Origin of the sequence: Pseudomonas sp. R62 (assembly GCF_000257605.1) — a bacterium.
In the GTDB taxonomy this organism is placed as follows: Bacteria; Pseudomonadota; Gammaproteobacteria; order Pseudomonadales; family Pseudomonadaceae; genus Aquipseudomonas; species Aquipseudomonas atacamensis.
The window spans coordinates 2105197-2117877 of sequence record NZ_JH635998.1; the positions used below are offsets into that span (position 1 = coordinate 2105197).

11 protein-coding genes are annotated in these 12681 nt (G+C 61.3%); 8 read left to right on the forward strand and 3 right to left on the reverse strand.

Annotated elements, in window-relative coordinates:
- Nucleotides 1-2143, forward strand: a 2143-nt coding sequence (gene polA / locus OQK_RS10495; RefSeq protein WP_038860833.1) for a DNA polymerase I, incomplete at its 5' end; no start/stop codon positions are given.
- Between the two features lie 409 nt (nt 2144-2552).
- Here polA and yihA read toward each other — a convergent pair.
- On the reverse strand, nt 2553-3197 hold the full coding sequence (yihA, locus tag OQK_RS10500; protein WP_016772346.1) for a ribosome biogenesis GTP-binding protein YihA/YsxC: 645 nt from the start codon (nt 3195-3197) through the stop codon (nt 2553-2555).
- Nucleotides 3198-3388: 191 nt separating this feature from the next.
- Here yihA and OQK_RS10505 point away from each other — a divergent pair, with 191 nt between their 5' ends.
- The 7 genes from OQK_RS10505 to OQK_RS10535 all read left to right on the forward strand — a co-directional run bounded on the left by OQK_RS10505 (nt 3389) and on the right by OQK_RS10535 (nt 10655).
- Nucleotides 3389-3694, forward strand: a complete 306-nt coding sequence (locus tag OQK_RS10505; RefSeq protein ID WP_016772347.1) for a c-type cytochrome — start codon at nt 3389-3391, stop codon at nt 3692-3694.
- A gap of 30 nt (nt 3695-3724) precedes the next feature.
- Nucleotides 3725-4336 (forward strand): c-type cytochrome, encoded by a 612-nt coding sequence (locus OQK_RS10510; RefSeq protein ID WP_016772348.1) that lies wholly within the window; start codon nt 3725-3727, stop codon nt 4334-4336.
- Nucleotides 4337-4535: 199 nt separating this feature from the next.
- Nucleotides 4536-5177: a thiol:disulfide interchange protein DsbA/DsbL gene (locus tag OQK_RS10515; protein WP_016772349.1), complete on the forward strand. Its 642-nt coding sequence runs from the start codon at nt 4536-4538 to the stop codon at nt 5175-5177.
- A 14-nt stretch (nt 5178-5191) separates the two neighbouring features.
- A complete protein-coding gene (locus tag OQK_RS10520) occupies nt 5192-6070 on the forward strand; it encodes an endonuclease/exonuclease/phosphatase family protein (protein WP_016772350.1) in 879 nt (292 codons plus the stop codon).
- Complete coding sequence (locus OQK_RS10525; protein WP_016772351.1) at nt 6067-8082, forward strand: GGDEF domain-containing protein; 2016 nt, start codon at nt 6067-6069, stop codon at nt 8080-8082. Before OQK_RS10520 ends, OQK_RS10525 begins: the two co-directional genes overlap by 4 nt.
- A gap of 101 nt (nt 8083-8183) precedes the next feature.
- A complete protein-coding gene (locus OQK_RS10530; RefSeq protein ID WP_016772352.1) occupies nt 8184-8966 on the forward strand; it encodes an N-acetylmuramoyl-L-alanine amidase in 783 nt (260 codons plus the stop codon).
- Nucleotides 8967-9041: 75 nt separating this feature from the next.
- On the forward strand, nt 9042-10655 hold the full coding sequence (locus OQK_RS10535) for an EAL domain-containing protein (RefSeq protein ID WP_016772353.1): 1614 nt from the start codon (nt 9042-9044) through the stop codon (nt 10653-10655).
- Here OQK_RS10535 and OQK_RS10540 read toward each other — a convergent pair.
- Both OQK_RS10540 and OQK_RS10545 read right to left on the reverse strand, forming a co-directional pair.
- Nucleotides 10652-12442, reverse strand: coding sequence for an ATP-binding protein (locus OQK_RS10540; RefSeq protein WP_016772354.1), 1791 nt, complete (start codon nt 12440-12442; stop codon nt 10652-10654). The genes OQK_RS10535 and OQK_RS10540 overlap by 4 nt on opposite strands.
- A gap of 10 nt (nt 12443-12452) precedes the next feature.
- Nucleotides 12453-12681 (reverse strand): helix-turn-helix domain-containing protein (locus tag OQK_RS10545; protein ID WP_274380860.1); only part of this gene is annotated, 229 nt, incomplete at its 5' end.

Sequence of the window (12681 nt, forward strand, 5' to 3'; positions counted from 1 at the left end):
CCTGCCGATCCGTGGCGCAAAAGCCTTGCCGGCCAAGCTCGAAGAGCACCGGGAGATGGCTTTCCTGTCCTATCAACTGGCGACCATCAAGGTCGACGTGCCACTGGATATCGGCCTCGATGATCTGCAGATGGGCCAGGAGGATCCGGCCAAACTCTACGAGCTGTACACCTTGCTGGAATTCAAGAGCTGGCTCAATGATCTGGATCGCGATGCCAAGCGTCTGGAACTGAGCGCGGCGGCCGAACCTGCGCCGGCGGGCGATCTGTTCAGCGCGCCGCAAGCCGAGGCACCCATTGCTCCTGTCGAGGCCGCGTACGAAACCATCCTCGATCAGGCGCGCTTCGACGTCTGGCTGGAAAAACTGCGCAACGCCAAGCTGATCGCCTTCGACACCGAAACCACCGGCATCGACGCGCAGCAGGCGCAACTGGTTGGCCTGTCGTTCGCCGTACAGGCCAACGAAGCCGCGTACATCCCGCTGACCCATTCCTACATCGGCGTGCCGGAGCAGCTGGATCGCGACACCGTGCTGCGCGCACTCAAGCCGATTCTGGAAGACCCGAACAAACTCAAGGTCGGCCAGCACGCCAAGTTCGACATGAACATTCTGGCCAACTGCGCCATTGGCGGCGATCAGAGTGAAGGCATCAGCGTGCGCGGCATCGCCTTCGACACCATGCTTGAGTCCTACGTACTCAACTCCACCGCGACCCGCCACGACATGGACAGCCTCGCGCAAAAGTATCTCGACCACACCACGGTGAGCTTCCAGGACATCGCCGGCAAAGGTGCCAAGCAACTGACCTTCGACCAGATCGCCCTGGAACAGGCCGGGCCGTACGCCGCTGAAGACGCTGACATCACCCTGCGCCTGCATCAGGCCCTGTTCGACAAGCTCAGCGCGATTCCGAGCCTGGCCAGCGTGCTGACCGACATCGAAATCCCGCTGGTACCGGTGCTGGCGCGCATCGAACGCCAGGGCGCGTTCGTCGATGCCGAGTTGCTGGGCATTCAGAGCATCGAGCTGGGCAACAAAATGGTCGCGCTGGAGCGTGAAGCCTTCGAAATCGCCGGGGAAGAATTCAACCTCGGCTCGCCGAAGCAGCTGGGCGTGATTCTTTATGAAAAGCTCGGCCTGCCGGTGCTGAAGAAAACCGCCAAAGGCCAGCCGTCCACCGCTGAAGAAGTGTTGGCGAAACTCGCCGAAGACGATCACCGCTTGCCGAAGGTGCTGATGGAGCACCGCTCGATGAGCAAGCTGAAAAGCACTTACACCGATCGCCTGCCGGAGCAGATCAACCCGCGCACCGGGCGCATCCACACCTCGTATCACCAGGCTGTGGCTTCGACCGGGCGCCTGTCCTCCAGTGATCCGAACCTGCAGAACATTCCGGTGCGCACCGCCGAAGGCCGACGCATTCGTCAGGCGTTCGTCGCACCCAAAGACTACAAACTGCTGGCAGCGGACTATTCGCAAATCGAACTGCGGATCATGGCCCACCTGTCCCGTGACGAAGGCCTGATGAACGCCTTCCGCAACAATCTCGACGTGCACACTGCAACCGCTGCCGAAGTATTCAAGGTCGAGCTCGATCAAGTGACCTCCGACCAGCGCCGCAGCGCCAAGGCGATCAACTTCGGTCTGATCTACGGCATGGGCGCGCAGAAGCTCGGCAAGGACATCGGCGTCGACACCAAGACCGCCAAGGCTTACATCGACACCTACTTCGCCCGTTATCCAGGCGTTCGCGAATACATGGAGCGCACCCGCGCGCAGGCGGCGGATCAGGGTTACGTCGAAACTTTCTTCGGCCGTCGCCTCTACCTACCGGAGATCAACTCGAACAAGCCGCAGGAACGCGCCGCCGCTGAACGCACGGCGATCAACGCGCCGATGCAGGGCACGGCAGCGGACATCATCAAGAAAGCCATGGTGGCTGTGGATAACTGGCTGACCACATCGGGTCTGGACGCGCGGGTCATCCTGCAAGTGCACGACGAACTGGTGCTGGAGGTTCGCGAGGATCTGGTCGAGCAGGTCAGCGCCGAGATTCGTACGCACATGAGCGAAGCGGCGAAACTGGATGTGCCGCTGCTGGTGGAAGTTGGCGTGGGCAACAACTGGGATGAGGCGCACTGAGTATTGGCAAAGTTGCCGCGACCTACCGTCGCGGCAACTCCCGGGAATCCGGCTTAGATCGAAAAACGCTTCAGGCTATTCCAAAGCTTTTTGAAAAAAATCTGAACTAATCTGTCGATCGAACACTCAGAGGTACTGAATGGCTGGTGAAGCCCTTCGATGCTCCTATGTTGTGTTAAGTGTTGGCAGATATCTGAACCCCGCCCTAGCGGTTCGGAACTTGAACCCCGGAATTTCTCCCTCCCCAATGAAATCCGGGGCTTTTTTTGCCCAAAAATCGGCTGAAGCGCGGCCATGCTGCGTTAAAAGCATCGCTAAAAATGCTCATTCAGGTCCCCTGAACTCCGCTTTTTAGCGCTACTTTTGCCTTGCCTGGCCACACTACAACCAATTTTTCCCCATTCTGAATTTACTCGGCAGCGGCCTCGGTGTTTTTGTCTGCCAGTTCCATCCAGTTGGCCAATACAGTGTAGGCCTCTTCCAGGCCCATGCGTTTTGGTGCGGAGAACAACTGGATGGTGATCGAGTCGCCCCAGCCTTTGCGGATTTCCGACTGTACTTTCAGCAGGGTGTTCTTGGCTGCGCCGTAGGTGAGTTTGTCGGCTTTGGTCAGCAGGATGTGCATCGGCATGCCGGCGGCGACGGCCCAGTCGAGCATCAGCAGGTCGAAGTCGGTCATCGGATGGCGGATGTCCATCATCAGAATAAGACCTTTCAAACTCTCCCGACCACCGAGGTAAGCCTCGAGGTGGCGCTGCCAGTGTTGCTTGAGCGGGATCGGTACTTTTGCATAACCGTAGCCCGGCAGGTCGACCAGACGGCGATCATCGTCTAGCTTGAAGAAGTTCAACAGCTGTGTGCGACCCGGAGTTTTCGAGGTGCGCGCCAGGCTGGCGTGGGTCAGGGTGTTCAGCGCGCTGGATTTGCCAGCGTTGGAACGACCGGCAAACGCCACTTCGAAGCCTTCGTCGTCTGGGCATTGATCGACTTTGGCGGCACTGAGCATGAACGTGGACTGTTGGCACAGGCCGAGGATGGGATTCTTGAGTTGCATGGGATTTCCGATGTGGGCGGCGCCGGGATTGGGCGCGGAACGCGGTGTCGCTTCCGTTTCAGTGACGCCAGTATATAATGCCGCAGATTTTGTGTGTGCTTTGTCCCAGCGAAGGATGAAGTTCACGAGAGCGACAGACTTTGATTGCGCATTAGAACGCAGAACGCTCTCAACCCTGAAAAGGTCGTTTTATGACGAAATGGCTGCTGGCTGCCGGAGTCTTGATGCCGCTTTACAGCGCACAGGCTACACAGGATCCGGAAGCTGTGTACAACCGTGTTTGTGGTGCCTGTCATTCCGGCCAACTACCCATGGCGCCCGCAAGAGGCGATCAGGAAGCTTGGACGCCGAGGTTGGCGAAAGGTATGGGGACGCTGGTGCAACACGTGACCCAGGGTTTCAAGGCGATGCCGCCGCGTGGTTTGTGCATGGACTGCAGTGCCGAGGATTACCAGGCCATCATCCTTTGGATGAGCGAGAGTAAGCCCGGTCCATAACTTAACCCTTAGCCGTAGTTGGATTAGCTGATGAACAAATTGATCGTGAGTCTGCTGTTGACCGTGGGAATTTCAGGTGTCGCCCATGCTGCCGGCGATGCCGCAGCAGGCCAGGCCAAAGCTGCCGTGTGCGGAGCCTGCCATGGCCCGGACGGCAACAGCATGGCGCCAAACTTTCCGAAACTGGCAGGTCAAGGGGAACGCTACCTCGACAAGCAATTGCACGACATCAAGTCGGGCAAGCGCGTGGTGCTGGAAATGACCGGGCTGCTGACCAACCTGAATGACCAGGATCTGGCCGACATCGCTGCGTACTTCGCCAGCCAGAAAGGCAGCGTCGGCGCCGCCGATCCGAAGATCGTCGCTCGCGGTGAAGCGCTGTTCCGTGGCGGCAACCTGGAAAAAGGTCTGCCAGCCTGCACCGGCTGCCACTCGCCGAACGGCTCCGGCAATGCCGCCGCAGGCTTCCCACACTTGGGTGGCCAGCACGCTCAATACATCGCCAAGCAACTGACCGATTTCCGCAAGGAAGACGGCGGTCGCGCCAACGACGGCGACGCAATGACCATGCGCACCATCGCACGCAAGCTGAGCGACGAGGACATCGCTGCGGTTTCCAGCTACATCCAGGGCCTGCACTGAGGCCCTGAATCGAGGGCTGAGCGAGGCGCGCGGCGCCGGCCACGTTAACGCTCGATTAATCCTTCGCAGCAAGTATAAAAAGGGTGGCTTTGGCCGCCCTTTTTTGTGGCCGCTGCCGTTACACTACAGCACTCATGCCCGCCAGGATCTGTGTCGCAACAGGTCGAGCGAGGCGACCCAAATTGTTCAGGAGTAAAGCATGCGTAATCTGATCATCAGCGCCGCCCTCGTCGCTGCCAGCCTGTTCGGCGTCACCGCCCAGGCCGCTGAAGCCCCTGCCGCCCCTTACGTCGAACTGGCCAACCCGGTGCCGGTGGCAAAGCCTGGCAAAATCGAAGTGGTCGAGCTGTTCTGGTATGGCTGCCCGCATTGCTACGCTTTTGAGCCAGTGATCAATCCATGGGTTGAAAAACTGCCGTCCGACGTCAACTTCGTGCGCATCCCCGCCATGTTCGGCGGCCCATGGGACGCTCACGGTCAGATGTTCCTGACTCTGGAAGCCATGGGTGTCGAGCATCAGGTACACAACGCCGTGTTCAACGCGATCCAGAAAGAGCACAAGAAGCTCACCGACAAGAACGACATGGCTGACTTCCTCGCCACTCAAGGCGTGGACAAGGACAAGTTCCTCGCCACTTTCGACTCGTTCGCTATCAAAGGCCAGATCGTCAAGGCCCGTGAGCTGGCGAAGAAGTACGAAATCACTGGCGTGCCAACCATGATCGTCAATGGTAAATACCGCTTCGACATCGGCTCTGCAGGTGGTGCCGAGCAAGCATTGAAGCTGGCTGACGATCTGGTCGCCAAAGAGCGAGCGGCTAACAAGGCTGCTGCCAACTAAGCGCGGCATTCGCCATGCGCCGCTGGAAGTCCGAACGCATCGTTGGCCTGCATGATCCGCAGGTCAACGAGCATCATCTGGCGTCTACGGGCCTGCCCGCAGACCAGCGTCTGCGCTTGCTCAGCTTTAACATTCAGGTCGGCATCAGCACCGAGCGCTATCGGCATTACCTGACCCGCAGCTGGCAGCATCTGCTGCCGCACACCGGGCGTTCCGGCAATCTGCAAAAGATCGGTGACCTGCTCGGCGACTTCGATCTGGTCGCCCTGCAGGAAGCCGATGGCGGCAGCCTGCGCTCAGGCTACGTCAATCAGGTCGAACATCTGGCCCACCTCGGCGCCTTTCCCTACTGGTATCAACAACTCAATCGCAACCTCGGTCGACTGGCCCAGCACAGCAATGGCGTGCTCAGTCGCCTGAAGCCGTGGGCGATCGAGGATCACCCGCTGCCCGGCCCGAAAGGTCGCGGCGCGATCCTGCTGCGCTTCGGCGAAGGTCCGGAGGCACTGGTGGTGGTGATGATGCATTTGGCCCTCGGCGCGCGGACGCGCAGCCTGCAACTGGCCTACATTCGTGATTTGATCAGCGGGTTCAAGCATCAGGTGCTGATGGGCGACATGAATACCCATGCCAGCGACCTGCTCGAACACTCGCCGTTACGCGATCTCGGCCTGCTGGCCCCGCAGGTGGAAGCGACCTTCCCCAGCTGGCGCCCACAGCGTTGCCTCGATCATATCCTGCTCAGCCCGACCCTGACCCTGGAAAAGGTCGAGGTGCTGGCCCAGCCCATTTCCGATCACCTGCCGGTCGCGGTGGAAATTCGTCTGCCGGGTTCGCTCACGGCCGACGCATTGCCCGCGTTGAGCCCTGCCCCTCGCGGAACCTGTGAATGAGCGACGACGCCCAGCGCTGGAAAGAGAAGTACCTCAAGAGCATCGAACAGCAGGACAAGCTCGAGCGCCGCTGGGCCGCGCGGCTCGACCTGCTGCGGCGCGGTCTGGTGCGCAGCACGCTGGCGGCCGAGGGCACCGACAAGGTCGTCGATCAGTGCATGAAAGAAATGCGCGAAGTCGTGCGTACCGATGACATGGACGCCGGCCTCGCCGCATTACTGCCGCGTCTGGAAAAAGCCGTGCTCGACTCCGAGCAGCGCCGTGAAACGCGCATTGATCAGGTCAGCACCGCGCTCACCGCGCTGGTCACCCAGTTGCAGGCCCTGCCATTGCCGCGCGAAGTCGCGCAACCGCTGAAGAAATTTGCCAAACAACTGGACAGCCGCGTCGGTCAGGCGCGGGAAATGCCGCTGCTGTTGAGCGAACTCAGTGGTTTGCAGGGCAAGGCCTTGAGTCAGTTGGAGACTCCTGCCGAGCCAGGCCGGCCGGGGCTGTTGCAGCGTTTGTTTGGCAGCCGTGACGGTGAGGAAGCCGCTGCACCGGCGGCCGACATACCAGCAACACCAGTGCCGCAACCGGTCGAAGCCCGGCAACCTGAACCGGAGCCTGCGCAATCGGCACCGGTGGCCAACGCGGAGCCAGCAATTGCAGCGCCCGAGACCGTCATCGAGGCGCCCGCCCAGACGCCGCCTGATGAGCCGGAAGTCGTTGCGTTCGCTGCGCCTGTGGTCGTCGTTGAAGCCGAGCCAGTGCAGGTTGAACCAACCGCTGACACCGAAATGACCGTCGCTGCGCCAGCAACCGAGGCGTTCAACCCCGATGAACTGATCCACCCCGGCGATCCGTCGCCGCTGATTCTCGATAGCCTGCCCTTGCCCGAGCCGATCGCTCAGGCCTTGGCCGCCATCGACCCGGAGCAGTCGGAGCACGACATCCTCTTCGCTCTGCCGGATTCCCCTGAGCCGTCCTACAGCTCCGTAGCCAGACATATCGAAGACACGCTGATCGGCCTGCTCGACGACCTGACCCTGCCCGAGCGCCACCGGCCGCAAGCCGAAGCCATGCGCGAGCGGCTCAAACACGGGCTGAACTGGTACGAACTGTTGCCGATCCTCGACGACCTCGCGACTTTGATGCTGGCGATTACCGACAGCGGTCAGCACGAATTCGAAGCCTATCTGCAACAGCTCAACGAACGCCTTGAAGCGTTCCAGAGCAACCTGCAAGCGGCCAGCGAAGGGCATGCCGACAACAGCTCGGCGGCGCGGGCCATGGACACGCAGATTCGCGAGCAGGTCGACGGCTTGCAGAGCAGCGTCCAGCAAGCGGCGGACCTCGATGACCTCAAGCATGTGCTGGAGAATCATCTGGAAGGCCTGCTGGGAACGATGGACCAGCACCAGAAGCAGCGCGACGCCCGCGAACAGGAAGTCGCTGCCAGATTGAAGAGCCTGTCGGAGCGGGTGGCGCATATGGAGCAGGAAGCCATGGGCTTCCGTGAACACCTTGAAGAGCAGCGGCAGAAAGCCCTGATCGATCCGTTGACCGGCCTGCCCAACCGTGCGGCGTGGAGCGAACGCCTCGAGCATGAAATCCAGCAATGGCAGCAGCACGGCAACACCCTCAGCCTGGCCATGCTCGACCTCGATCACTTCAAGCGGATCAACGACAGCTATGGCCATCTGGCCGGCGACAAAGTGCTGAAGATCATCGCCACGGTATTGCGCAAACGCCTGCGCGGCTCGGATTTCATCGCCCGTTTCGGCGGTGAAGAGTTCGTGCTGTTGCTGCCCGCGACGCCACCAGCGGTGGGCGCGAAACTGCTGGAAACCCTGCGCGCGGCGATCGAAGCCTGCCCGTTTCATTTCAAGGGCGAGCGAGTGACCATCACCATTTCCATGGGACTCGCGTCATTTCGGGTGGGAGAACACAGCGATCTGGCGCTGAAAAGAGCCGATCAGGCGCTGTACCGAGCAAAAAACGCCGGGCGCAACCGAGTCGAGCTCGGCTAAGGCAATTGTTCCATTTTGTTTAAATCCGCCCGCTGGCGGACTCTGAGCAAATCCGTACGTTACACTGTTGCATTATCGTTTTCAGCGTATCGTCCTCTGCCATGAAATTCCTTGCCCTTGTTGCCTCGCTGCTCGTCCTCGCCGGTTGCGCCAGCGGCCCGCGCTACGACACCAGCCACCCTTCGGCCAATTACGACAGCCGCATCCAGTTTGTCGTGGTGCATTACACCTCGGCGTCGCTGGAGCGTTCGCTGCAATTGCTGACCCATGGCGACGTCAGTAGCCATTACCTGATCGGCGATGACAAGAGCGCCACCGTGTACAAGCTGATGGACGAAAACCAGCGCGCCTGGCACGCCGGCGAAAGTCAGTGGCAGGGCCGCACCTGGCTGAACTCCAGTTCCATCGGCATCGAAATCGTCAATCCCGGCTACAAGGACACACCGACCGGGCGCCTGTGGTATCCGTACAGCGAAGCGCAGATCCAGTCGTTGATCACCCTGCTCAAGGACATCAGCAAACGCAACGGCATCAGCCCGCGGCACATCATCGGTCACAGCGACATCGCGCCGCTGCGCAAGCTTGATCCGGGGCCACTGTTCCCCTGGAAACGTCTCGCCGCCGAAGGCCTTGGCCTGTGGCCGAACGAGCAAGCGGTGGCGCGTCAGCAGGCTATTTTTAACAGCAACCCGTTGCCGGAGATCGGCTGGTTCCAGGCGCAACTCGCGCGTCTGGGTTACGACACACCGCAGACTGGCGAGCTGGACGTCGCCACGCGGCATGTCCTCGCCGCGTTCCAGATGCATTACCGCCCTGCCCGCTTCGATGGCACGCCGGATGCACAAAGCGCGGCACTTCTGCTGGTCCTCAATCAGACAAAATAATGACGCCCGCCCGACGGTCAGGGCGAAATCGCAATCAGCAGCTATAACTCATGGTAATTCTTCGGAAAATCCCTGATGGCTGCGACCCGAGAGACGCTGCGTAGCTGGTTTTATCGCCCTGTTTTTTTGGCGATGATCGCGGCTGTCCTCAGCGCCAGCCTGTTGATCGCCGGCGGTATGTTCGCGGCGATGCGCCAGATGGAAATGCGCGAGAGCCAGGAAATGAACACCCAGGGCGAGCGTTTCCTCGCGCGCCTCGAACAATTGTTCGGCCAGTTGCGCGAAAGTCTCGACGACCTTGAAGCCCAGCCCTTGCGCGGCTGCGACGAAGAAATGATCGCGACCTTGCAGCAAGTCACCTTCAACTACCGCTTCGTCTACGAAGCCGCGTACATGGACGCCTCGCGGTTCTGCTCCAACCGTCCGCGCCAGGAAGGTCTATCGTTGGTGCGCGCGCCGGACATTCAGGGCCCGACCTACAGCTATTGGCTGAACACCACCACCGAACCCGATGAAAACCGCGCGGCGCTGATGCTCGGTCGCGGCAACTTTCGTGTCGCTACCTCGCGTGGACATTTGACCGACATGGTCGATCTTTCACCCGGCAGCAGCCTGCTGGTGGTACTCGATCACGGCACTCGCGCGATTCCGGTGCTCGGCACCGCACAGACCTGGCCACCGACCGAACCCTGGCCACCGAAGAGCCCTGATGCGCTGCAAGTTACGCAAACGCGGCTGATCTATCGCATGCCCACCGACAACCCGGAATATCAATTGGTGCTGATTACGCCGCGCACGGGCATGCACGTCCCGGCGGTTTGGTGGTGGCTGTTGCCGGTGTGCCTGATCGCCGGGGCCGTTGTCGGCTTTCTGACCTTGCTATTGGTGCGTCAGCGCCAGTCGCTGGATGCCGAGCTGCACGGGGCGATCCGCCGGGGTGAGTTGCAGGTGCTGTATCAGCCGATCTTCGATCTCGACAGCCGCAACTGCGTCGGTGCCGAAGCGCTGCTGCGCTGGCGGCGCCCGGACGGCACGCTGACCAGCCCCGACCTGTTCATTCCGATGGCGGAGAACACCGGGCAGATCCGGCAGATGACCGACTTCGTGCTGCAGCGTCTGCTCGAACAACTGGGGCAGTTACTGCGCGCCAATCCGCAGCTGTATATCTCGGTGAACCTCGCGGCCTGCGATGTCATGGTGCCGCGCATCGGCCAGGTCATGGCGCGGCTGCTCGCGCTGCACCGTGTCGCCGCGCGGCAGATAGCCTTCGAAGTCACCGAGCGCGGCCTGATTGATGTGGTGGTGGCGCGGGAAAACCTGCAAGCCTTGCGCGACGTCGGCCATCAGGTGCTGATCGATGATTTCGGCACCGGCTATTGCAGCCTCGCCTATCTGCAGACCTTGCCAGTGGACTGCCTGAAGATCGATAAGGCGTTCATCGATGCGCTCGGCCATGACGCGGCGAGCAGCGGCGTCGCTCCGCACATCATTCACATGGCGCAGGCGCTGGATCTGAAAGTGATTGCCGAAGGTATCGAGCTGGAATCCCAGGCAGCGCTGCTCAGCAGTGAGGGGGTCAAGTTCGGTCAGGGCTGGCTGTTTGCCCACGCACTGAGCGCCGTGCAGTTCATTGAACTGATCACCCGCGGCAGGCGCCTTGCCGCGCGGCGTATGGACGACGAAGCCTAGACGGCCAGCGCCATGTAGAACTGGGTGCCCTGCCCCGGCCGCGAATAAACGCCCATGCGCCCGCCGTGCAACTGGACGATTTCCTTGCACAGCGCCAGGCCAAGGCCGGCACCGCCCTTCTTGCGTCCAACTTGCACGAACGGTTCGAAGATCCGCCCCTGCTGGCCGTAGGCGATGCCTTCACCATTGTCTTCGACGCTGATGATGACCCGCTCGCCATGGCGGCGTGCCTGCAGACGGATCTGGCCGTCGCGGGCGGTGTGCCGCAAGGCGTTGTCGATCAAGTTGTCGAGGACGCGATCAAGTTGCGCCTGATCAGCCTGCAACCTCGGCAGCGGGCCTTGAATCTCGACGTTCAGCGCAACACCTTTGGCCGCAGCCACGTCGGCAAAGCGCAGTTGCGCCTGCTCCAGCAGGTCATCAATGGAACATGGCGCCAGGGTGAGTTTCTGCAGGCCGTTCTGGTAGCGCGAGAAGTTGAGCAAGTCGTTGATCAACTGCATCAGACGCTGCATTTCTTCGTTGACCGTATCCAGCAGGTCAGCTTCGCGCGATTCCGCCGGGAATTTGGTCCGCTCGCGGAACAGCCCGAAGGCCATGTGCATGCCCGTCACCGGCGTGCGCAGTTCGTGGGAAGCGCGCAAGACAAACTCACTGCGCACGCGCTCGAACGCGCGTTGCTCGGTGACATCGTGCAGCACCATCACCGCGCCGAGAATATGCCCCTGGGTATGACTGACCGGCGTCAGGCTGTAGGTCAGCAGGCGCGATTCGCCATCGACTTCGATGCTCAGATCTTCCGGCGCGCGCTCCAGCGTGCCGCCGCGCAGGACCAATTGCAGTTGCGCATCCAGCTCCGGGCGCCCGAGTGCGGTGCCCAAGCCTTGGCCGAGCCGGTCGTCTTCCCAGCCCAACTGGCGCTGAGCCACAGGATTGAGGTGTTCGAGCTGGCCCTGGCGATCAATCATCAACAGACCGTCGTCGATACTGTCGAGCACCGCTTGCAAGCGCTGCTGACCGGCCAACAGTTCGTCGACATTCATCGCCTGGTGTTCGCGCAGCGCCTCGGCCATCAGGCCGAAGCGTCGCGACAGCAGGTTGACTTCCATGGCCGTGGAAATCGGCAGGGTCACGTCATAGTTGCCCTGGCCGATGTTGTCGGCAGCCTTGGCCAGCGCTTCGATCGGTGCGCCGAAACGTCGGGCGATGCCCTGGGCGGTGACGAAACCGATGATCAGCACCGCCAGCCCGACCAGGCCAAGCAGCCCGGCAATCAGCAACGCGCGTTCGCGGGCAGCGTGCTGGACGGCATTGATGGTTTCCAGTGCGTGTTTGTGCTCAGCGATCAAACCGTTACGGAGGATATTGAAGCGCTCGCGGAAATCCGCGCTGGTGCTCGCGTTCTTCGCCGCTTCGGCAGTCACGTCGAATGAGGCGAGGAAGTTCAGGTAGTCGGCCTTGGCCTGGCGGAAACCGTAAGGCTGGTCATCGCCCTCCGGCTGCTGGGCGATGCCTTGGTCGAGCAACTCGAAGTAGTGCTGTTTGGACGCTTCGAACGCAACGGGATCGGGTTTTTCGGCGAGCATGATGATCAATTGATCACCGAGGGTCTGGCGCAGCTTGAGGCCCAGATCCAGGGTGACGAAGTTGCTGCGCACCAGCGCTTCCTGTGACCCGGCCATCTGCATCACGCTGACCAGCCCGAGCAAGAGCCCGAGCAAGGCCACGGTGATCAACGCAGAAATGCTCAGGAACAGGCGCGTGCGCAGCTTGATCGCCAGTTTCATCGCGCAGTGCTCACAGGTTGTACTGCTTGCGTTTGCGATACAGGGTCGAGGCGTCGATGCCGAGGGTTTTCGCCGCTTGGTCCAGGGTGCCGGCGGTGGCCAGCACCGCGCCGATGTGCGCTTTCTCCAGCTCGTCCAGGCTCAGCGCCGCGCCGACCCGTGGCGCGTTGTTGGCCGGTTGTTCGGCCATGCCCAGGTGGCTGATTTCCACGCGTTCCTGCGGGCAGATGATGCTCGCT

Bases quoted from the DNA above. Each gene is read 5' to 3' on its own strand.
- yihA (WP_016772346.1), bottom strand. From the start codon at position 3,197: ATGCAACTCAAGAATCCCATCCTCGGCCTGTGCCAACAGTCCACGTTC.
- OQK_RS10535 (WP_016772353.1), top strand. From the start codon at position 9,042: ATGGCTGCGACCCGAGAGACGCTGCGTAGCTGGTTTTATCGCCCTGTT.
- OQK_RS10530 (WP_016772352.1), top strand. From the start codon at position 8,184: ATGAAATTCCTTGCCCTTGTTGCCTCGCTGCTCGTCCTCGCCGGTTGC.
- OQK_RS10515 (WP_016772349.1), top strand. From the start codon at position 4,536: ATGCGTAATCTGATCATCAGCGCCGCCCTCGTCGCTGCCAGCCTGTTC.
- OQK_RS10540 (WP_016772354.1), bottom strand. From the start codon at position 12,442: ATGAAACTGGCGATCAAGCTGCGCACGCGCCTGTTCCTGAGCATTTCT.
- OQK_RS10520 (WP_016772350.1), top strand. From the start codon at position 5,192: ATGCGCCGCTGGAAGTCCGAACGCATCGTTGGCCTGCATGATCCGCAG.
- OQK_RS10510 (WP_016772348.1), top strand. From the start codon at position 3,725: ATGAACAAATTGATCGTGAGTCTGCTGTTGACCGTGGGAATTTCAGGT.
- OQK_RS10525 (WP_016772351.1), top strand. From the start codon at position 6,067: ATGAGCGACGACGCCCAGCGCTGGAAAGAGAAGTACCTCAAGAGCATC.
- OQK_RS10505 (WP_016772347.1), top strand. From the start codon at position 3,389: ATGACGAAATGGCTGCTGGCTGCCGGAGTCTTGATGCCGCTTTACAGC.